General features: G+C 64.1%; 19 protein-coding genes. 4 read left to right on the top strand and 15 right to left on the bottom strand.

Going from position 1 to position 19,634, the window contains the following annotated elements:
- Positions 1-67: 67 nt before the first annotated feature.
- The 4 genes from AC07OE_RS18320 to argS all read right to left on the bottom strand — a co-directional run bounded on the left by AC07OE_RS18320 (position 68) and on the right by argS (position 4,239).
- On the bottom strand, positions 68-1,000 hold the full coding sequence (locus AC07OE_RS18320; protein ID WP_495072012.1) for an exopolyphosphatase: 933 nt from the start codon (positions 998-1,000) through the stop codon (positions 68-70).
- Positions 1,001-1,084: 84 nt separating this feature from the next.
- Complete coding sequence (locus tag AC07OE_RS18315) at positions 1,085-1,738, bottom strand: thiol:disulfide interchange protein DsbA/DsbL (protein ID WP_495072011.1); 654 nt, start codon at positions 1,736-1,738, stop codon at positions 1,085-1,087.
- Between the two features lie 63 nt (positions 1,739-1,801).
- A complete protein-coding gene (locus tag AC07OE_RS18310) occupies positions 1,802-2,482 on the bottom strand; it encodes an SPOR domain-containing protein (RefSeq protein WP_495072010.1) in 681 nt (226 codons plus the stop codon).
- Between the two features lie 71 nt (positions 2,483-2,553).
- Positions 2,554-4,239, bottom strand: coding sequence for an arginine--tRNA ligase (argS, locus tag AC07OE_RS18305; RefSeq protein WP_495072009.1), 1,686 nt, complete (start codon positions 4,237-4,239; stop codon positions 2,554-2,556).
- Positions 4,240-4,373: 134 nt separating this feature from the next.
- Here argS and AC07OE_RS18300 point away from each other — a divergent pair, with 134 nt between their 5' ends.
- A complete protein-coding gene (locus AC07OE_RS18300; RefSeq protein WP_495072008.1) occupies positions 4,374-4,685 on the top strand; it encodes a hypothetical protein in 312 nt (103 codons plus the stop codon).
- Between the two features lie 55 nt (positions 4,686-4,740).
- Here AC07OE_RS18300 and ubiA read toward each other — a convergent pair whose 3' ends face one another.
- The 7 genes from ubiA to recG all read right to left on the bottom strand — a co-directional run bounded on the left by ubiA (position 4,741) and on the right by recG (position 12,167).
- The gene (gene ubiA / locus AC07OE_RS18295; protein ID WP_495072007.1) at positions 4,741-5,610 is read right to left on the bottom strand and encodes a 4-hydroxybenzoate octaprenyltransferase; all 870 of its coding nucleotides are present in this window, start codon (positions 5,608-5,610) and stop codon (positions 4,741-4,743) included.
- 70 nt (positions 5,611-5,680) lie between these two features.
- A complete protein-coding gene (locus AC07OE_RS18290; RefSeq protein ID WP_495072006.1) occupies positions 5,681-6,637 on the bottom strand; it encodes a LysR substrate-binding domain-containing protein in 957 nt (318 codons plus the stop codon).
- A gap of 4 nt (positions 6,638-6,641) precedes the next feature.
- The gene (locus AC07OE_RS18285; protein WP_495072005.1) at positions 6,642-7,538 is read right to left on the bottom strand and encodes a DMT family transporter; all 897 of its coding nucleotides are present in this window, start codon (positions 7,536-7,538) and stop codon (positions 6,642-6,644) included.
- A gap of 6 nt (positions 7,539-7,544) precedes the next feature.
- Positions 7,545-8,360, bottom strand: a complete 816-nt coding sequence (locus tag AC07OE_RS18280; protein WP_495072077.1) for a substrate-binding periplasmic protein — start codon at positions 8,358-8,360, stop codon at positions 7,545-7,547.
- A 32-nt stretch (positions 8,361-8,392) separates the two neighbouring features.
- The gene (locus AC07OE_RS18275) at positions 8,393-9,385 is read right to left on the bottom strand and encodes a hypothetical protein (protein WP_495072004.1); all 993 of its coding nucleotides are present in this window, start codon (positions 9,383-9,385) and stop codon (positions 8,393-8,395) included.
- On the bottom strand, positions 9,382-9,870 hold the full coding sequence (locus AC07OE_RS18270; RefSeq protein ID WP_495072003.1) for an SRPBCC family protein: 489 nt from the start codon (positions 9,868-9,870) through the stop codon (positions 9,382-9,384). Before AC07OE_RS18270 ends, AC07OE_RS18275 begins: the two co-directional genes overlap by 4 nt.
- 149 nt (positions 9,871-10,019) lie before the next feature.
- On the bottom strand, positions 10,020-12,167 hold the full coding sequence (recG, locus tag AC07OE_RS18265; protein ID WP_495072002.1) for an ATP-dependent DNA helicase RecG: 2,148 nt from the start codon (positions 12,165-12,167) through the stop codon (positions 10,020-10,022).
- 56 nt (positions 12,168-12,223) lie between these two features.
- Between recG and queA the strand changes: the two genes are divergently transcribed.
- The 3 genes from queA (at position 12,224) to tgt (ending at position 15,289) form a co-directional block, all read left to right on the top strand.
- Complete coding sequence (gene queA / locus AC07OE_RS18260; protein ID WP_495072001.1) at positions 12,224-13,306, top strand: tRNA preQ1(34) S-adenosylmethionine ribosyltransferase-isomerase QueA; 1,083 nt, start codon at positions 12,224-12,226, stop codon at positions 13,304-13,306.
- 137 nt (positions 13,307-13,443) lie between these two features.
- Positions 13,444-13,980, top strand: a complete 537-nt coding sequence (locus AC07OE_RS18255; protein ID WP_495072000.1) for a fatty acid desaturase CarF family protein — start codon at positions 13,444-13,446, stop codon at positions 13,978-13,980.
- 73 nt (positions 13,981-14,053) lie between these two features.
- Positions 14,054-15,289: a tRNA guanosine(34) transglycosylase Tgt gene (tgt, locus tag AC07OE_RS18250; RefSeq protein ID WP_495071999.1), complete on the top strand. Its 1,236-nt coding sequence runs from the start codon at positions 14,054-14,056 to the stop codon at positions 15,287-15,289.
- A gap of 7 nt (positions 15,290-15,296) precedes the next feature.
- Here the strand turns inward: tgt and AC07OE_RS18245 are convergent, their stop codons facing one another.
- The 4 genes from AC07OE_RS18245 to AC07OE_RS18230 form a co-directional block, all read right to left on the bottom strand.
- Positions 15,297-17,054 (bottom strand): methyl-accepting chemotaxis protein, encoded by a 1,758-nt coding sequence (locus AC07OE_RS18245; RefSeq protein WP_495071998.1) that lies wholly within the window; start codon positions 17,052-17,054, stop codon positions 15,297-15,299.
- A 47-nt stretch (positions 17,055-17,101) separates the two neighbouring features.
- Positions 17,102-18,376 (bottom strand): FIST signal transduction protein, encoded by a 1,275-nt coding sequence (locus tag AC07OE_RS18240; protein WP_495071997.1) that lies wholly within the window; start codon positions 18,374-18,376, stop codon positions 17,102-17,104.
- 30 nt (positions 18,377-18,406) lie between these two features.
- Positions 18,407-19,066, bottom strand: coding sequence for a PhaM family polyhydroxyalkanoate granule multifunctional regulatory protein (locus AC07OE_RS18235; protein WP_495071996.1), 660 nt, complete (start codon positions 19,064-19,066; stop codon positions 18,407-18,409).
- A 90-nt stretch (positions 19,067-19,156) separates the two neighbouring features.
- Positions 19,157-19,615 carry a copper chaperone PCu(A)C gene (locus tag AC07OE_RS18230; protein ID WP_495071995.1) on the bottom strand — a complete coding sequence of 153 codons (459 nt, stop codon included), beginning with the start codon at positions 19,613-19,615 and terminating at the stop codon, positions 19,157-19,159.
- Between the last annotated feature and the right edge of the window lie 19 nt (positions 19,616-19,634).

Genomic DNA, 19,634 nt, shown 5'->3' with positions numbered 1-19,634 from the left:
GAAACTTGCTCGAAAAGCGCTTCGGCCATTGTACCGAGCGCTTTGCGCATTTCGCGCCTTGGCGGGTTCAGCCGTCGGCGTTAATTTTTTTGACCAACGCCTGCAACACTTCGGCAGCCCGGTCGTTCTCCACCTGGCAGGTGCCCGCATTGGCATGGCCGCCCCCGCCGTAGGACAACATCAGCTCGCCGATATTGGTTTTGGAGCTGCGGTTGGTGATGGACTTGCCGGTGGCAAACACGGTGTTCTGCTTCTGCAGACCCCACAACACGTGGATGGAAATATTGGTCTGCGGGAACAGCGCGTAGACCATGAAACGGTTCACTGCAAAAATGGTGTCTTCGTTGCGCAGGTCCAGCACCAGCAGGTTGCCATGCACGGTGGAGCAGCGCAGCAGCTGCTCCTTGGCCTTGGCGGCGTGGTCAAAGTACAGCTCCACGCGCTCCACCACATCGGGCAGCTGCAGAATCTCGTCAATGCCGTGGTGGCGGCAGTACTGGATCAAATCCATCATCAGCTGGTAGTTGCTGACGCGGAATTCACGGAAGCGGCCCAGTCCAGTGCGCGAGTCCATCAGGTAGTTGAGCAGCACCCAGCCCGTGGGGTTCATGATCTCGTCGTGGCTGAAGCGGGCCGAATCGCCCTTGTCCACGGCTTCCATCATGTCGTGGAAGCGGGCCGGAAAGCGGCTGGCGCCGCCATAGTGGTCGAACACCACGCGCGCGGCCGAATCGGCGTCGGGCAGGATGATGTGGTTGGGGCGCTCGCCCGTGTTGCGCACGGTCTCGGACTCGTGGTGGTCAAAAGCCAGGTGCACGCCGGGCACATAGGGCAGGTTGGTGGTGATGTCGCGGTCGGACACCTCCACCTTGCCATCCTGCATGTCCTTGGGGTGGACGAATTTGATCTCGTCGATCAGGTCCAGCTCGTTGAGCAGCACCGCACACACCAGCCCATCAAAATCACTGCGGGTGACCAGCCGGTACTTCTGATGTGCCATGGGGAAACTCTCCACAAAGGGGTTGAATGACAAATCATTCTAGCCCTGTGGATTGCCTCTGCGGCCCGCGCAGAGGCGTGTTTTTTAGCGGGCGGTACGCGCTTGGACGATCAGCGCGTCCACGATCTGCAGCGCGCGCTGCATGTTGCCGGCGATGGAGCCATCGGTGTAGTAACGGCCAGCCACACCCAGGGCGGGCACGCCTTCCACCTTGTAGGCGTTTTGTAGCTGGGCGGCCTTGGTCGCCTTGGTAGCCACGCTGAACGAGCTGTACTGCTCGACAAATTTGGCCTTGTCCACGCCCTGCTTGGCCACCCATTCGACGATGGCATCACCACCGCTGAGGTTTTGCCTCTCCACATGGATGGCGGCAAACACCTTGGAGTGCAGCTTTTCCACCAGGCCCATGGCCTCCAGCGCGTAGTACAGGCGCTGCTGGGGCACAAAGCTGTCCTGGAAAGCCACAGGCACGCGGCGGAAGGACACGTCCTTGGGCAGCTTGGGAATCCAGGCCTGCAAGGTGGGTTCAAACGCATTGCAGTGCGGGCAGCTGTACCAGAAGAACTCCACCACCTCGACCTTGCCAGCAGGGGCCTCCACGGGAGCGCGGGGGTCCACAGGCTGGTAATCAGTGCCCGCTTGCGGGGCTTTGGCCTGTGCCTGGGCGCTGGCGGCCCACAGGGCGGAAGATGCGATGGCGGCGCCAGTGGCGGCTTGGGTAAATACGCGACGTTTCATGGGTTCAAAAGCTCCAAAGTGCCTGGATGGGAGTGGACTGGGCGGGGAAAGTTCCAGCGCTGCTTAGCGCTGCACGCGCACCAAGGCGGTTTCCAGACCGCTCTTGTCCAGCTTGTCTTTGGCTTTGTCGGCGTCGTCCTTTTTGTCGAACGGGCCTACCCGCACGCGGAACACCGGGCGGCCCGACTGCTCGCGCTCGGAGATCTTGGTCTCAATGCCGCTGAGCGACAGCTTGGCGCGGTGGGCCTCCGCATCTTCAGCGGTACGGAATGCGCCCACCTGCACAAAGTAGGTGAATGCATCGGCCTCGCTGGCTGCGCCCGCCTTGGCCTTCGCCAGGTCGCCCAGGGGGTCTGCCGACACAGCGGGTTTGAGTTCGCCCTTGGCGTCCGGCTTGGCGGCCTTGGCATCCTTGGGGTCTGCCTTGCCATCGGTCTTGGCATCGGCTTTGACGTCTGCCTTTGTCTCCGGCTTGGCGGCCTTGGCGCCCGACGCGGCAGAGGCCGGTGCGGCAGCAGTGGGCACCGCAGGCGCAGGGTTCTTGCCGTAGAGCAGCGCGTTGGGATCCCAGTTCTTGTTCTTCTGGGCTTCGGCCGCGTCCTGGTCGGCGCTGCGGCTCTGGCTCTTGTTGATGAAAGGCACGGGCACCTTGGTGACGTACACCGCCACGGCCAACGCGGCCCCCAGGCCCACCACCACACCGACGATGAAACCCACAATGGTTCCGCCACGTTCAAACTTCATGTGCTGCTTTCTCTCTCTTAATCAGTGAGGGTCACAGCACATTGCTAGGCAAGTGGTCTGACCCCCAAGTCTCACATCTTTTGCGGGGCACTCACGCCCAGCGCCGCCAAGCCATTGTGCAATACCTGCGCGGTGGCTGCGACGAGCGCCAGACGCGCCAGTTTTACCGCTTCGTCGTCCACCAGGATGCGCTCGGCATCGTAGTAGCTGTGGTAGCTGGCGGCCAGTTCGCGCAGGTAGAAGGTCACGTCATGCGGCGCGTTGTCGGCCGCTGCGGCGGTCAGCATCTCGGGGTACTTGGCCAAGAGCAGCATCAGGGCCTGGGCCTGCGGGCTGTCCAGCGCCGACAGGTCCACACCCTTGAGGCTGGCTACATCCCCACCCCAGGTGGCCAGCACCGAGCAGATACGCGCATGCGCGTACTGCACGTAGTACACCGGGTTGTCGTTGTTCTTGGTGACGGCCAGGTCCACGTCGAAGGTGTATTCGGTGTCGGGCTTGCGGGACAACAGGAAGAAGCGCACGGCGTCCTTGCTGGTCCATTCGACGAGGTCGCGCAACGTCACATAGCTGCCCGCGCGCTTGCTGATCTTCACCTCTTCGCCGCCCTTGACCACGCGCACCATGGTGTGCAGCACGTAGTCAGGGTAGCCCTGGGGAATGCCCACGCCTGCGGCCTGCAGGCCGGCGCGCACGCGGGCGATGGTGCCGTGGTGGTCCGTACCCTGGATGTTCACCACCTTGGTGAAGCCACGCTCCCACTTGGCGATGTGGTACGCCACATCGGGCACAAAGTAGGTGTAGGTTCCGTCCTGCTTGCGCATGACGCGATCCTTGTCGTCGCCATAGTCGGTGCTCTTGAGCCACAGCGCGCCGTCCTGCTCGTACGTCTTGCCGGCGGCCTGCAGGCGCTTCACCGCGTCGTCCACGCGGCCGCTGGTGTAGAGGCTGCTTTCCAGGTAGTAGTTGTCGAACCTCACCGCAAACGCCTGCAGGTCCAGGTCCTGCTCGTGGCGCAGGTAGGCCACGGCGAACTGGCGCATGCCGTCCAGGTCGTCGATGTCGCCACTGGCAGTGAACTCACGGTCGTCGGACTTGACGGTCTTGCCCGCCAGGAAGTCGGCGGCAATGTCGGCGATGTAGTCGCCGTTGTAGGCTGCGGCCTTCTCGCCGCTGGGCCATTGGTCGTCACCGGGCTTGAAGCCCTGGGCGCGCAGATGGGTGCTGCTGGCCAAGGTGCCAATCTGCACGCCCGCGTCGTTGTAATAGAACTCGCGGTACACATTCCACCCCTGGGTTTCCAGCAGGTTGCAGATGGCATCCCCCAGCGCGGCCTGGCGGCCATGGCCCACGTGCAGCGGGCCCGTGGGGTTGGCCGACACAAATTCGACCAGCACGCGCTGGCCGTTGGAGGGCTGGTAGCCAAACTGGGCGGCCTGGCCCAGCACCTCGCGCACGATTTCCTGCTTGGCCGCGGGTTTCAGGCGGATGTTGATGAAGCCGGGGCCGGCGATCTCGATGTCCTGCACCCACTGGGCATACACGGGTGTGGCCAGCAGCGCGGTGCGCAGGCTCTCTGCCAGGGCGCGGGGATTTTGCTTCAGCGGCTTGGCCAGTTGCATGGCGGCCGTGGTGGCGAAATCGCCGTGGGCCGCCACTTTGGGGGATTCGAAGGCGGCTTTGGCACCCGCGCCAGGGGAGAGGGTGTCCAGACAGGCGGCCAGCGCCTGCAGAAGGTCGTGTTTGACAGTGAGCATCTGCCGATTTTACGGGGCTGCCCCGAAACCCCGACCAGCGGTCAACGGCGCTGTCATCTTTTCGTTATAAGCTTCAAACCGTTAGGGGTTTTCTGCAACGGCGGCCTCGCTGCCACTTTTTGATAGGACGACTGATGAAACAACTGATCTCCCTCGTGGCTCTGGGTCTTGCTTTGGCCGTGGGTGGCGCACACGCCGCTGACCCAAAACCCGCCGCTGCCAAGAGCAAGCTGGCCACCTGCAGCTCGGAGGCCAAGGGCCTCAAAGGTGACGAGTACAAAAAGAAACGCGATGAATGCATGAAGGGCGATGGCGCCGCCGCCGCACCAGCCGCCAGTGCGGCCCCGGCGCCCAGCCCCGCCTGCGAAAAGTCGGCTGCCGACAAGAAGCTGCACGGCGCTGCCAAGAACGCCCACATCAAGAAGTGCATGGCGGACGCGAAGTAAGAGCCAGCCGCTCCCCCAAAAGCCCGCCCAGTGCGGGCTTTTTTACGCCCCCGATTTACATTCCAATAGCCAGCGCCAGCCCCACAAACACCGCAAATCCCACCCAGTGGTTGAGGCGGAAAGCCTTGAAGCACCCCTCACGGCTGCGGTCGGCGATCAGCGTGCCGTGCCAGACCACCTGCGCCCCCGCCACCGCCACACCCAACCACCAGGCCCAGGGGCGCACCAGCGCCGACTGCACCAGCCAGGACCACAGCGCCAGGTAGACAACGTAGAACCCCAGCACAGCCGTTACGTCCCAACGGCCCAGCGTGATGGCCGAAGTCTTCATGCCGATCTTCAGGTCGTCATCCCGGTCCACCATGGCGTACTCGGTGTCGTAGGCCAGCACCCAAAACAGGTTGCCGACCAAAAGTGCCCAGGCCTGCCAAGGCACCGCCCCCGTAACGGCGGCTAAGGCCATGGGAATGCCAAAACTGAAGGCCACACCCAGCACCGCCTGCGGCATGGAGACATAGCGCTTGGCATAGGGGTAGACCAGGGCCACGGCCAGTGCGGCAAATGACCAGGAAATCGTGGCGGCGTTCGTCGTCAACACCAGGCCAAAGGCGGCCAGCGCCAGCACGGCGCCCACGGCCAGCGCCTCGCGCGTGGAGATTCGCCCGCTGGTCACTGGGCGCTGTGCCGTGCGTTTCACGTGTTTGTCGAACTCGCGGTCGGCCACGTCGTTGACGCAGCAGCCCGCGCTGCGCATGAGTATGGTGCCCAGCGTGAACACGGCCAGTAGGTGCCAGCCGGGGAAACCACCCGCCGCCAGCCACAGCGCACTCAGCGTGGGCCACAGCAGCAGCAGCCAGCCCGCGGGGCGGTTCCAGCGAATCAGGTCCAGGTAAAGGGAGCGCTTGGAGGAAAAAAAGGAGGGCACAGATTTGCTATGAATAAGAGAGCTACAAGCCAAATATTGACGGGGGCTTGTGGCCCATTTTGCTCAAAAATCAGGACAAACGCGTGACACCGGGCAGTTCGCAGCCATAGACCGCGTTGCGCAGCGCGGCAATAGCCTCGTAGCGGGTGAAACTGCGCCGCCACGCCAGCACCACGCGGCGCGTGGGCGGAGGCAGCTTGCCGTCCTGCACCGGCAGGTATTTCACAAAGGGTTCGTCGCCGCGGCGCTTCTTGGTCTCAAACGCATCCTTGGGCACGGAGAGGCGCGGCACCAGGGTGATGCCCATGCCCGCGGCCACCATGTGTTTGATGGTTTCCAGCGATGAACCTTCAAAACTCTTGCGGATGCCTTCTGCGTCACTGGAGAAACGCGCGAACTCGGGGCACACCTCCAGCACGTGGTCGCGGAAGCAGTGGCCATTGCCCAAGAGCAGCATGGTCTCGCTCTTGAGCTCTTCGGTGGTCACGCTGTCTTGCTTGGCCAGCGCATGGCTGGTGGGCACGGCGGCAAAAAACGGCTCGTCGTACAGCGGCGCCAGCGCCAAGCCCGTGTCGGGGAAGGGCTCGGCCAGGATGGCGCAGTCGATCTCGCCGGTGCGCAGCATTTCCAGCAGCTTGACGGTGAAGTTCTCCTGCAGCACCAGCGGCATCTGGGGCGACTTGGTGATGACCTGGCGCACCAGGTCCGGCAGCAGGTAGGGCGCGATGGTGTAAATCACGCCCAGTTTCAGGGGACCGGCCAGTGGGTCCTTGCCGCGCTTGGCGATGTCTTTGATGTTGGCGGCCTGCTCCAGCACGCTTTGTGCCTGGCGCACGATCTCTTCGCCTAACGGCGTCACGGTCACCTCGTTGGCGCTGCGCTCGAAGAGTTTGACGTCCAGTTCCTCTTCCAGTTTCTTCACCGCCACCGACAGCGTGGGCTGCGAGACGTAGCAGGCTTCGGCCGCTTTGCCAAAGTGCCGCTCACGTGCCACGGCCACGATGTATTTGAGTTCGGTCAGGGTCATGGCGCTATTCTCCTCCCACCCGGCCTGTGGGTTCCACTATGACCAGCGCAATCCCACACACCAGGAGGCCCGCCCCCAACCAAAAGGCCAGATCCGGCGCCTCCGCAAACAGCAGCCAACCCAGCGTGGGACTGAACAGCAGCAGCGAGAAGCTGCCCGCCTCCACCGCCGAGGCATCGCCCGCGCGGTAGGCAAAAAAGTAGCTCAGGTAAATGCCGGCCGCCGACACACCCACCACGGGCAGCAGCCACCACAGGTCCGGCGACACGCTGGGCAGCGTGAAACCCGTGAAGGTGCCAAAAGTGAGCCAGCAGGCCACCTGGCTCCAGGTCAGCACCGCAATCGGGTGCTCCTGGCCTGAATATTTCTTGAGCACCACACCCAGCATGGACTCCATGAGCGCGCCAAACAGCGCAACGAATGCTGCAGGGTGGAATGCCTCGGCCCCGGGTTGCAAGATCACCAGCACCCCGCCAAAACCCACCACCACGCCCATCCAACGCAGCCAGTGCGGCTGCTCACCCAGCAACCACACGCCCAAGGGCAGCATGAAGAGGGAGCCCGTCATCAGGTAGGCGCTGGCCTCGGCCAGCGGCAGGTGCGACACGGCGTAGGCCGCACACCAAGCGGAGGTGACGATGAAGCCTGCCCGCAGCAGGTGAATGCGCGGCTGGCGCGTGGCGATGAGGCGTCCGCGCGTCCACGCCACTACGGGCGCCAGCATAGCCAGCACCACGGTAGCCTGCAAAAACAGCACCTGTTTAGGCGCAATGCCGGTGGCCATCAGCCGCTTGTTGCAGGCGTCCAGCACGGCCCAGCAGGCCATGGCCAGTACCACCAGCAGCACACCGCGCGTATTGCCCGCCAGCGCGACCCAGCGCGCACGCAACCCGAACCCCATGCGCACCTAGCGACAACCAATCTGGTCCGCCGAAGCGGGGCACGGCACATACCGCTCGCGGATCGTTTTGAAGCTGCCGTCCGACAGCATGCTGCCCAGCGCCTTGTCAAAGGCCTCGGCAAATTCGGCCGTGTTGGAAGCCTTGCCAATGGCCGTCTGTGCTGGCTCTGCCGATGTCACCACCTTGGTCCTCACCATGGCCTGGGTCAGGCCCAGCTGTTGCAGTTCGACAAGGCCCGTGGTCTCGTCGGCAATCAGCCCGTCCAGGCGGCCCAGCTCAATCATGGCCCAGGCATTGCGGCGCAAGGTGACCGGGGTCAGACGCGCCTGAAAGTCGGCGTGGTCCTGCAGGGCCTTGTAATCCGGTCCATAGGCCACGCCCAGCTGGATGCCCAGCCTGAAATCGGTGCCAACAATGTCGGCAAGCCGCTGGATGCGGTACTTGCCGGCAGCAGCCTTGCCCACGAACAGCACATTGGGCGAGCGGTTTGTGGGGCGGGAAAAATAGGCAAAGCGCTCGCGCTCGGGTGTCTTCAGGGCGCCCGGCAGGATGTCGAGTCGCCCAGCTTCCAGCTCCAGCAGTGCGCGGGCCCAGGGCAATTCCACAAACCGGGCCTCGCAGCCCATGCGGCTCAGCACCTCCCGGGTCACATCAATGCCCAGGCCTGCGAGCTGCCCATCGGCCGTGCGGTAGGAATACGGCACATCGTCGTACCAGCGCACCGTCTTCTGGCAGGGCACAGCCTGCGCCGTCAACGCTGACAGCAGCAGTGCGGCGCACAGCAACACCGGCCGCAACCAGCGCGCGGGAATGGGGGGCATCTTCACGGAGTTCTCTGGCATGGGACCGGGATTTAGCGTACCGAAATTTCACCGCTGCGCAGCTTGTCGCAGAGGATTTCCAGACGCTCCTTCCACGCCCGGCGCACGTCCGAGTGCGCCCCCTTGAACATGCGAAAGACCTGGAGTTCGGGCTCGGCCTCGGACCAGTATTCATCGCGTACGCCAATTTCCAGCTCGGCCCCCAGGGATGTCACCTTGGCGCCCAGCAGGTTGGTGTGGATCAGCAGCTTGTTCGCGTACAGCGTGATGCGGCCCCGCGTATCGAGGTCAATGAACCAGTCAATCTTGCCGTCCGGGTTGTAGCCCACTTCGCTGGTGCCGCTGAAACCTGCGCTCTGGCGCCACTGGGCAATCTGCTCCGTGGGCTCGAGCTCACCCACCGCGGCCTGGCCCGCCGCCTTTTGCGCGCGTGCCAGGCGCTTGGCTTCCGCCGCTTCGGCATCCAGCTTCTGCTGTGCCAGCTGGGCCTGTTGCGCCAGGTTTTTCTCCAGCTTTTCCACCCACACCCGCACCTGCCCGGCGAACTGGTTGAAGCCCATGGCGATTTTTTCGTGCACATGGTCCATGCGCAGGGCGGAGCGCTCACCTCCGCTCTTGCCTTCGGCCGCAAAGGCCATTTCGTCAGACGCATGGAACTCGATGGTGCACAGCCCGGTGGGCTGGGGCTCCTCCTGGTCGGGCAGCTTGCGCATGGCACGCGACACCTCGATGCGCAGGCCCGGCGCAGGCAGGGTCACCTTGAGGCTGCCTTGCTGCTCCTGCTCTTCCCCGCCCTCCAGGGCCTGGTGCACGTAACGCCCGTGGGACGTTTGCACCACCAGTTGCTGCGCACTGCGGTGCACCTCTACCGTCAACCCGTGGGCGCTGAAGCGCAGACCGCCGGGAATAGCCGTGGTGCGGGTCTTCAGCAAAGATGCCTGGTATTCCACATACCCATACGCGCCCCCCACCAGCAGGGTTGCAAACCCCACCAACCAGATGATCCACAGCCACTGCTCATTCATGCGCGCAGCCCCTGCATGTAGGCCACCAGCTGGTCCAGCGCCGTGCTCCAGCCGTGAGTAAAACCCATAGCCTCGTGCTGCTGGCGGGTGGCTGCGTCCTTGTGCTGCACCAGGGCGGTGTAGCGCGTGCCGCTGCCCTCGGGCTGCAGCGTGATGCTGGCCGTGACAAAGGGGTTGTTCGCTGGGCGGTAGCCCGGGCCCAGCGCATCGGTCCACACCAGGCGCTGGTTTTCCACCACCTCGAGGTAGCAGCCCGTGTGGTCGTTGTCCTGCCCTTCGGGCGAGCGCATGGTGGTGCGGAAGATGCCACCGGGGCGCAGGTCAATCTCGCAGTCCACCGTTTGCCAAGGTGCGGGGGTGAACCAGTGCACCACGTGCTGGGGTTGGGTCCAGGCAGCCCAGACCAGCGAAGGGGCCATGGGCACCACCCGCTCCAGCGACAGGTCAAGCTCGGGGTTGAACGCGGGAATGGCAGTAGAAGGCATGGGCAGGCTTTCTTGGCAACGACAAAACGCTATTGTTTTAGGAGCTACTGGCGCAACATGGACGGGGGCCAGGCCTTGTTTTCACAAGAAACGCCACCGTCGCCGCCGAAATAGCCCGCGCCTAGCGTAGCAGGTCTGGGGCATAGGCTTCAAGCTTTGAGGTACTCGGCCTTGCCGCCCAACCAGCGCGCCACATGCTTGTGGGCCAGGTGCGGGTAACGGTCCAGCAGCATGGGCGCCTCGGCCCGTGCCCACTCCAGCAGCGCGGTATCCGTAGCCAGGTCGGCAAAGCGCAGCATGGCCTCGCCGCTTTGGCGTGCGCCCAGGAATTCGCCAGGCCCGCGAATCTCCAGGTCGCGCCGCGCGATCTCGAAGCCATCGTTGGTCTCGGCCATGGCGCGCAGGCGCTCGCGCGCGGCCTCGCCCAGGCGCGGCGCATCGCCGGTGGAGTACAGCAGCACGCAGGCCGAGGCCGCCGCGCCGCGCCCCACGCGGCCGCGCAACTGGTGCAACTGCGAGAGGCCAAAGCGCTCGGCATGCTCAATCACCATGAGCGAGGCGTTGGGCACATCCACCCCCACTTCAATGACCGTGGTGCTGACCAGCACCGACATCAGCCCCGCGGTGAACGCGCCCATGACGGCCTTTTTGTCGTCCACATGCATACGCGAGTGCAACAGCCCTATGAGCACGGGCTGGCCATCGGCGCGCGTGGCACCCTGCAGCGCCTCGGCCAGGTCTGCATGGGTTTGTGTGGCGTTGGTCAGGTCCAGCGCCTCGCTCTCTTCGATGAGCGGGCACACCCAGTACACCTGTCGACCCTGGGCAATCTGGCCGCGGATGCGCTCGATCACCTCGTCGCGCCGGTGGTCGCTCACTACCTTGGTGACGATGGGCGTGCGCCCGGGTGGCAACTCGTCCAGTGTGGAGACATCCAGGTCCGCGTAATAGCTCATCGCCAAGGTTCTGGGAATCGGCGTCGCCGTCATCATCAGCATGTGCGGCTCCATCGCATCGTGCTGCAGCTTGTTGCGCAGCGCCAGGCGTTGGGCCACGCCAAAGCGGTGCTGCTCGTCGATGATGGCCAGCGCCAGGTTCTTGAACTTCACCTTCTCCTGGATGATGGCGTGCGTGCCCACCACCAGTTGGGCCTCGCCGCTCTCGATCAGCGCCAGCATGGCGCGGCGCTCCTTGGTCTTTTGCGTGCCGGTGAGCCAGGCGGTCGTAATGCCCAGCGGCTCCAGCCAGCCCAGCAGCTTGCGGAAGTGCTGCTCAGCCAATATCTCGGTAGGCGCCATCAGCGCACACTGCCAGCCCGCGTCGATGCAGGTGGCAGCGGCCAGCGCGGCCACCACGGTCTTGCCGGCGCCCACATCGCCCTGCAACAGGCGGTGCATGGGAATGTGGCGCCCCATGTCATGCGCAATTTCCTCGCCCACGCGTTGCTGCGCACCCGTCAGCCCGAACGGCAAGGCCTTGAGCAGGCGCGCATGCAGCGTGCCACCCAGCACGGCGCGCAACACGGGCGCACGCAGCGCCGCGCGCTCGCGCCGGCTTTGCAACTGGCTGATCTGCTGGGCCAGCAACTCCTCGGCCTTCAGGCGCTGCCAGGCCGGGTGGCTGTGGTCTTCCAGCGTGTCCAGCGACACATCGGGCGTGGGGTGGTGCAAAAAGTGTAGCGCCTGGCGCAGTGTCCACAAGGGCTGGTGGCCGATTCCGTGGTGCAGCACATCCAGATCACCGGGCGCAAAGGTGTCCGACAGATCCGAGCGTGCCAAGCCTGCCAGCACGGCCTTGCGCAGGTAGGGCTGGGGCAGGCCGGCCACCGTGGGGTAGATGGGTGTGAGCGCCGTGGGCAGGCTGCCGCCAGCGGCCCGGAAACTGGGATGCAGCATGGTGCGGCCCATGAAGCCGCCCTTCACCTCGCCGCGCACGCGGATGCGGTTGCCCACCGCCAGCGCCTTTTGCTGCGAGCCGTAGAAGCTGAAAAACCGCAGCGTGCAGGTGCCAGATCCATCGTCCACCGTCACGATGAGCTGGCGGCGCGGGCGAAACGTCACCTCCTGGTGCGTCACCACGGCCTCGATCTGCGCTTGCTGACCGTCACGCACCTCGCTCAGCTTGACGATGCGGGTCTCGTCCTCGTAGCGCAGCGGCAGGTGCAGTGCCAGGTCAATGTCGCGTTTCAGGCCCAGTTTCTCCAGCGCTTTTTGCGCGGGGGATTTGGTGTCGCCAGCCCCGCCCGCCGTGCCTTCCTTGGCGGCGTCATCGGTGCGGGCGGCGGGTTTCTTGGGCATGGGACAATTCTGCCCTGTCTTTTTCTTGGAACGGGCCTGTCCGGCCCTCAAGCAGCATGCAAGCTTTCTTCCCCGGCACCCAGCGTGCCTTCGCCCTGAGCGATTTTGACTTTGAACTCCCCGAAACCCTGATTGCCCAGCACCCCGCCGCCGAGCGTTCAGGCTCGCGCCTGCTGGATGGCACGGGTGCTGCTTCGGTGGACCGCATTTTTCGCGAGCTGCCCGGTCTATTGAAGGCCGGTGACCTGCTGGTCTTCAACGACACCAAGGTCATCAACGCACGCCTGTTTGGCGAAAAGTCCACGGGTGGCAAGGTGGAGCTGCTCATCGAGCGCGTGCTGGGCGGCAACCAGGTGGCGGCCCATATGCGCGTGAGCAAGAAGCCTGAGGTGGGCGCCACCATCAAGATGGTCTGCGCGCCTGGCTTTGACGACGACCTCAGCGCCACGCTGCTGGGCCGCTGGCCGAATGTGGACGGCCCGATCTACCGCTTTGTGCTCAGCAACGACCAAGGGGACGACCCCTACACACTGATGGAGCGCCACGGCCATGTGCCGCTGCCCCCGTACATCACCCACAGCGATTCACCCGAAGACGTGCAGCGCTACCAGACCGTGTTTGCGAAAAACCCCGGCGCCGTGGCCGCCCCCACGGCTGCACTCCACTTTGACGAGGCGCTGTTTGCCCAGCTGGATGCCATGGGCGTGCAGCGCGCGCATGTGACGCTGCATGTGGGCGCTGGCACCTTCCAGCCGGTCAAGACCGAAAACCTGGCCGAGCACCACATGCACAGCGAGTGGTACAACGTGCCCGCCGAGACCCAGGCCGCCATAGCCGCCTGCAAGGCGCGCGGCGGCCGGGTGGTGGCCGTGGGCACCACCACCGTGCGCACGCTGGAAAGCTGGGCCAAAACCGGGCTCGCCAGCGGCGACACCACCATCTTCATCACGCCGGGCTTTGAGTTCCAACTGATTGATGTGCTGGTGACCAACTTCCACCTGCCCAAGAGCAGCCTGATGATGCTGGTGAGCGCCTTTGCGGGCTACGAGCACATCATGGGCCTGTACCGCGACGCCATTGCACGCGGCTACCGCTTCTTCAGCTATGGCGACGCCATGCTGCTGCAGCGCGCGGCCTGAACCCCGCCTGCCGGCACCAAGCCATTCCGCCCAAGGTATCGCCTGGCGATACTTGGTAAGCAAACACCCGTGTTGAACGCATAGTTTTCGACACTCGCCTCCGTTGCAGGGGCCTTCGCCCTGGCCAGGAGCGATGTATGTGGGTGATGCAAGTGGCGGTGGGCGTGTTGGTGGCAGATCTGGTCTCAGGCCTGGTGCACTGGTTTGAAGATGCCTATGTGCATGCCGACATGCCGCTGCTGGGCAAGTGGCTGGCGCGGGTGGCCGAGGACAACCGACTGCACCACCACAAGCCCCGCGCCTTCCTGACCAAAACCTGGTGGCAAAGCTCGTGGGACCTGGTGCTGCTCTCGGGTCTGATGCTGGCCCTGGCCTGGGGGCTGGGCTGCCTGAACACGGGTGTGTGTGTATTTGCCCTGCTCACGGCGAATGCCAACCAGTTGCACAAATGGACGCACCAGAACCGGCAGGAGAAAGGCGCACTGGTCCACACCCTGCAGCAATGGCGCATCTTGCAGACGCCGCGCGCACATGGCCGCCACCACCGTGGTGCCCGCGATTCGGACTACTGCGTGGTCACCAATGTGCTGAACCCGGTGCTGGAACGCCTGCGCTTCTGGAAGCGGCTGGAGGGGCTGATCCTGCACACCACAGGCGTGCGCCGGCAAGCCTGAGCCACCCCGATAGCGTTCTGGGCGGGTTCGGGGACAATACCCGGTCCCGCTTTGCCTCTGTGAACCACGCGCCATGACTGCCACCTCTGACCTGCCCCGCCTGAAATTCGACCTGCTGAAGGACGATCCCGCCACCGCCGACGGCGCCTACCTGGGCAGCCACGCGCGCCGCGGCCGCCTGACGCTGAACCACGGCGTGGTGGAAACCCCCATCTTCATGCCCGTGGGCACCTATGGCACAGTCAAGGGCGTCATGCCGCGCAGCCTGCACGACATGAATGCACAAATCATCCTGGGCAACACCTTCCACTTGTGGATGCGCCCGGGCCTGGATGTCGTGGAGAAATTTGGCGGGCTGCACCAGTTCGAGAAATGGGACAAACCCATCCTGACCGACTCCGGCGGCTTCCAGGTCTGGTCACTGGGCGAGATGCGCAAGATCAGCGAGGAAGGCGTGAAGTTCGCGTCTCCCGTGAACGGCGACAAGCTGTTCCTGACGCCCGAAATCAGCATGCAGATCCAGACCACGCTGAACTCCGACATCGTGATGCAGTTCGACGAGTGCACGCCTTACCTGTCAGTCGAACCCAAGACCAAGGGCCAGATCACGACCGAGCGCGAAGCGCGCAGCTCCATGGAACTCAGCTTACGCTGGGCCAAGCGTTGCCAGGACGAGTTTGCCCGGCTGAACAACCCCAATGCGCTGTTTGGCATCGTGCAGGGTGGCATGTTCGAGCATCTGCGCGACGAATCATTGGCCGGGCTGGAGGCACTGGACTTCCCCGGCATTGCGGTCGGCGGCCTGTCGGTGGGCGAGCCCAAGGAAGACATGATGCGCGTGCTCAAGCACATTGGCCCCAAGCTGCCCAAGCACAAGCCGCACTACCTGATGGGCGTGGGCACACCGGAAGACCTGATTGCCGGTGTGCAAAACGGCATCGACATGTTCGACTGCGTGATGCCCACCCGCAACGCGCGCAACGGCACCCTGTTCAGCCGCTATGGTGATTTGAAGATTCGTAATGCACGCCACAAGAGCGACGAACAGCCATTGGATGTGACCTGCACCTGCTACGCCTGTGCGGGCACCAGCGGCGTGAGCTGGGCGAACGGCGGGCGCGAAGGCTTTAGCCGCGCCTACCTGCACCACCTGGACCGCTGCGGCGAGATGCTGGGCCCCATGCTGGCCAGCGTGCACAACCTGCACTACTACCTGAACCTGATGCAGGAAATCCGCGATGCACTGGATGCGGGCCGCTTTGGCGCCTTCATCCAGCAGTTCCACGCCGACCGCGCGCGCGGCGTGTAGGCGTCGTTCAGAAGGTCTCCCAGTCCTCGTCCCCACCGGCGGGCACCAGCCGCGCGCTGGTCTTGGGCAACACCGCTGCCAGCGCTGGGACCTTGACGGGCGCGGGCTTGGATACCGCCGCAGGCTTCGACACCGCTGGACGTTGTTGAGGTTTGGTGGGGGCCTCCACTGCCTTCTCAAGGGCCTTAACCGGGGTCGACTGGGCTGCCGGACTGGCCCCTTGTCCCTCGGCGAGTCGGAACACAGCGACAACCTGCACCAGGTCCTGCGCCTGGGACTTCAGGCTGCTGGCAGCCGCCGCCATTTGCTCCACCAGCGCTGCGTTCTGCTGCGTGGTGTGGTCCATCTGTGTGATCGCCTCTCCCACCTGCGATACGCCCGCGCTTTGCTCATTGCTCGCTGCGCTGATCTCTCCCATGATGTCCGTCACCCGCCTGATGCTGGTGACGACTTCGGTCATCGTCTCGCCCGCCTTGTCCACCAGCGTGGTGCCTTGCTCCACCCGCTCTACGCTGGCGTTGATCAGGCTCTTGATTTCTTTGGCGGCTTCGGCGCTACGCCCTGCCAGGCTGCGTACTTCGGAGGCCACCACCGCAAAGCCACGGCCTTGTTCGCCCGCGCGGGCCGCTTCCACGGCAGCGTTCAGCGCCAGGATGTTGGTCTGAAAGGCGATGCCGTCGATCACGCTGATGATGTCGCTGATCTTGCGCGAGGCGTCGTTGATGCCTTTCATGGTTTCCACCACCTGGCCCACCACTTCACCGCCCTGCACGGCCACTGCGCTGGCGCTTTGCGCCAGCTGGTTGGCCTGGCGGGCGTTGTCGGCGTTTTGTTTCACCGCAGAGTTGAGTTCTTCCATGCTGGCGGCGGTTTCTTCCAGCGCACTGGCTTGCTGTTCCGTGCGCGCGCTCAGGTCGTGGTTGCCTTGCGCTATCTCCGCACTTGCCGTGGACACCGATTCAGAACCGCTGCGCACGCTGCTCACAACCTTCACCAAACTGGCCTGCATGGTCTTCATGGCTTGCAACAACTGGCCCAGTTCGTCCCGGGAATCCACTGCGACCTGACTCGACAGGTCACCGGCCGCCACCTCCTGCGCCACATTCAAGGCATTGCCCAACGGACGGGTGATGGAGCGGGTGATCAGCGTGGCCGCCACGCTGGCCAGCACCAGGGCCAGGACCACGGCGCCGACCATGATGCTGCGCGCCGAGGTGTAAGCAGAGGCGGCCGACTTGGCTGATTGATCGGAACCCAGGTGGTTGAGCAGAATGATCTTGTCCAAAGCCTCGCCAGCTTTGTTGTACATCTTCTTGGACTCGCCCTCCATGATGGTCCGTGCGATGGCTTTGCTGTTGCGCTTGGACGCCTCGATCAACTGGTCATGCAACTTCATGTACTGCTGCCAGTCCTCGCTGAAGCCCTGGTAGAGCGCACGCTCTTCGTCGGAACTGATCAGCGGTTCGTAGACCTTGCGGGCTTCATCCAGCTTGGACTGGGCCGTGGCCATGGTCTTCTCGGCTTCGGCCATGCCCGCATCGCCCACATTGGTCACGTGCTGCATTTCGGAAATGCGGAAGTTGGCAAATGCGGTGTTGATCTTATTGGCAGCTTCCACACTGGGCAACCAGTTGTTGGCAATATCACTCGAGCTGACATTCATGGAGGCCATCTGCGTGAGGGCCAGCACCGCCATGGCCAGCAGCACGGCGGCCAAGGCACCAAAGCCGCCGTACAAGCGGGTCGCAATTTTCAGATGTCCCATCCAGTCTCTCCTCTTTTTTTGTTCCAACGGTCCTGATGGTCAGGCGCTTACCCAGACGCAGTAAATACCGTGAGCACCCCGGTATAGCCAAACACATGGCGGTGGCTAATCTCACCACCCGCAAAAAAACCGACGAGCGGCACATCGCCCAACGCACGGCGCACGATGTGCATCTCTGCACTGGGTCCGCCAAAGTGCGGGCCACCACGGCCCGAGCAGCTCACATACAGCGCACCGGCGATGCGGCGTGCCGGGTGGGGTGCAGCTTCCAGCTCGCTTTGCTGCAGGGCCGTGGCCACCTCCAGCGTCTGCTCCTGCGGCTCCAGCTCCTCGCGCACCTCGGCGCAGATACGCATCAGGTCCGCCTTGGCGGCCTGCATGTTGCGCTGACAAAACGTCAGCTGCGCACCCTCCTGCACCTGATCGGCCACGGCTACGCCACGCCGTCCCGGATCCAGGCCAATGATGTGGCGCACGGTCACATCGTTGCCAAAATTGCCGGTCTGGCGCACGGCAGCGCTATCGTTGGCGGCTCCCTCTTGCGGTTGCACCAGTCCCACCAGCGTGGCACGGACCACGTCCAGCGCCTCTTGCGGCCGCTCCAGCGACACCCCCAGATCACGCAGCATCACATCCAGCGCGGGCTCCCCATCCAGCGCCACCACCACGTTATGTGCGGCCTGCGTCACCACATGGGTGGGCGACACAGGCTTGCAGCCCTGGGTAACGCGCGACACCAGGTCCACCCCCTCGCCAAACGCCACGCCACTCAAGCCCCCGGTGAACACCCCGCTGGCGGCGCCATGGCCGCTGAGGTTGCCATCGGCCGCCACGGCAAATTGCACGCTCTGGGTGCGGCTGCTGGAAAGGCCGCCAAACAGGTAACCGCTGTCGGTGCGCCGTGCCATCTCGTCGATGAGTTCCGCAAGGTCGGGCGTCTCGCCGTCGGCATGCACCAGCGCGGTATGGGCCTCAAAGCCCAGCCCCAACGGCGCAATGCCTGAGAACACGCGGTACTGGTGGCTGGGCAGTTCCAGCAGCATCACGGCCAGAGCCGGTTCGTCAAAATATTCCACGTTGTTCGATGCAATACCAATGCCCACGGTGCCCGACCAGTCGGTCACCAACGGCAGTTCGCCGCTCAGATGCTCCAGGATGTCCTGGGCATGGGGGGCGTAGTGGTCGGTGATGTAGAGCAAGGCAAGGCTCGGTGCGGTGGCGTAACCTGGCAGCGTCATCTGTGCGCGCAACTGCGCCAACACCAATGCAGCGGCCATGGGCCATTGCGGGTGGGTTGCGTGGGCGTACGGAAACAGGGACATACGCCTGCGCCTGGACGACGAGGTGAGGGCTTAGCGGCCCGTGGTCTTGCGGGCGGTGGTTTTACGCGCAGCGGGGCGCTTGGTCACGGCCTTTTTGCCCGCCGCAGTAGCCGACTTGAGCGCTTCCTTGGCCAGACCGGAGGCCATGTTCTTCGTCATGTCCACCGCAGTTTTGGTCGTGGCCTCTTTCATGGCGCTGGCAGCAATGTTCTGGAACTGCTGGGTCAGCGAGCCCCACAGTTGCAGGGGGTCCACCAGACCGGTAGCGCTACCCGCCTTGGCGGATTTGGAGTTGCCGGTCACATCAGAAAAAGTCTTCGCAGTCGATGCGGCTTTTTCGGTCACACGCTGCACGCTGCTGGCCACCGAGTCGGCCGCCTTGAGCTTGAGCGCATTGGCCACGTCGCCGATGTTGAAGTTCATGCCCTTGAGCGTGGCCAGGGTCATCTTCTGCACCTCCAGCGCCTGGATGGTGGCACCCAGTGCGCGGGAGTTCTGCTCCAGCCAGAAGTGCACGTTTTTGAGCTCTTCGATGCGTTTGTCCAGCTCCTCCACATTCAGCGTGGGGGCCACCCAATTGGCGAGGTTGGGCATTTGCGGAATGTTGGTGGCGGCACCTTTGGCCAGGTTCTGCAAAAAGTCAAAGCCCGGGACAAACTTGCCAAAACCGGAGGTGTCTGCATCGCTCATGGTTGCTCCAATGGGCCTGTGAACCAGACCACTGCGCACAGCTTACACCCAATGCAAGGGCCATGACCACCACCACAGCCCCGTACCCACTCAGGGTTTGCCCGGCATGGGGGTGCTGGTGGCCACAGGTACCTGCAACTCCTTCTTGCTCTCCACGCCCTTGGCATCCTGGAACACCAGGGTCATGGGGATGGTGGTGTCCTTGCGCAGTGGCAGCTTCAGGTCCATCAGCATTACGTGGTAGCCGCCCGGACTCAACGTCACCGGTTTGCCCGCGGGCAGCTCCAGCCCGCCCGGGACGGCGCGCATTTTCATCACGTCGCCCTCCATCTTCATCTCATGCACTTCGGCCACCCCTGCGACCGGGGTGGAGACGGCTACCAGCCGGGTGCCCTCTTTGGCGGTGAGCTGCATGAAGGCGCCGCTGGCCTTCTGGCCCTGCACGGTGGCGCGAGCCCAGGCGCCGCTGACGTCAACGGTCTGCGCCCACAGGGGGGCGGCCACGGTAGCGATCAGTAATGTGGCGATGGAAAGTTTCAGGGATTTCATGGAATGCTCCGTTGGGTTG

This window comes from Rhodoferax sp. GW821-FHT09E07 (assembly GCF_059416145.1).
Note: the sequence above shows the minus strand (reverse complement) of the source record. Positions and strands in the feature narration are given on the sequence as shown.

Bases quoted from the DNA above. Each gene is read 5' to 3' on its own strand.
- AC07OE_RS18320 (WP_495072012.1), bottom strand. From the start codon at position 1,000: ATGGCACATCAGAAGTACCGGCTGGTCACCCGCAGTGATTTTGATGGG.
- AC07OE_RS18315 (WP_495072011.1), bottom strand. From the start codon at position 1,738: ATGAAACGTCGCGTATTTACCCAAGCCGCCACTGGCGCCGCCATCGCA.
- AC07OE_RS18310 (WP_495072010.1), bottom strand. From the start codon at position 2,482: ATGAAGTTTGAACGTGGCGGAACCATTGTGGGTTTCATCGTCGGTGTG.
- argS (WP_495072009.1), bottom strand. From the start codon at position 4,239: ATGCTCACTGTCAAACACGACCTTCTGCAGGCGCTGGCCGCCTGTCTG.
- AC07OE_RS18300 (WP_495072008.1), top strand. From the start codon at position 4,374: ATGAAACAACTGATCTCCCTCGTGGCTCTGGGTCTTGCTTTGGCCGTG.
- AC07OE_RS18290 (WP_495072006.1), bottom strand. From the start codon at position 6,637: ATGACCCTGACCGAACTCAAATACATCGTGGCCGTGGCACGTGAGCGG.
- AC07OE_RS18285 (WP_495072005.1), bottom strand. From the start codon at position 7,538: ATGGGGTTCGGGTTGCGTGCGCGCTGGGTCGCGCTGGCGGGCAATACG.
- AC07OE_RS18280 (WP_495072077.1), bottom strand. From the start codon at position 8,360: ATGCCCCCCATTCCCGCGCGCTGGTTGCGGCCGGTGTTGCTGTGCGCC.
- AC07OE_RS18275 (WP_495072004.1), bottom strand. From the start codon at position 9,385: ATGAATGAGCAGTGGCTGTGGATCATCTGGTTGGTGGGGTTTGCAACC.
- AC07OE_RS18270 (WP_495072003.1), bottom strand. From the start codon at position 9,870: ATGCCTTCTACTGCCATTCCCGCGTTCAACCCCGAGCTTGACCTGTCG.
- recG (WP_495072002.1), bottom strand. From the start codon at position 12,167: ATGCCCAAGAAACCCGCCGCCCGCACCGATGACGCCGCCAAGGAAGGC.
- queA (WP_495072001.1), top strand. From the start codon at position 12,224: ATGCAAGCTTTCTTCCCCGGCACCCAGCGTGCCTTCGCCCTGAGCGAT.
- AC07OE_RS18255 (WP_495072000.1), top strand. From the start codon at position 13,444: ATGTGGGTGATGCAAGTGGCGGTGGGCGTGTTGGTGGCAGATCTGGTC.
- tgt (WP_495071999.1), top strand. From the start codon at position 14,054: ATGACTGCCACCTCTGACCTGCCCCGCCTGAAATTCGACCTGCTGAAG.
- AC07OE_RS18245 (WP_495071998.1), bottom strand. From the start codon at position 17,054: ATGGGACATCTGAAAATTGCGACCCGCTTGTACGGCGGCTTTGGTGCC.
- AC07OE_RS18240 (WP_495071997.1), bottom strand. From the start codon at position 18,376: ATGTCCCTGTTTCCGTACGCCCACGCAACCCACCCGCAATGGCCCATG.
- AC07OE_RS18235 (WP_495071996.1), bottom strand. From the start codon at position 19,066: ATGAGCGATGCAGACACCTCCGGTTTTGGCAAGTTTGTCCCGGGCTTT.
- AC07OE_RS18230 (WP_495071995.1), bottom strand. From the start codon at position 19,615: ATGAAATCCCTGAAACTTTCCATCGCCACATTACTGATCGCTACCGTG.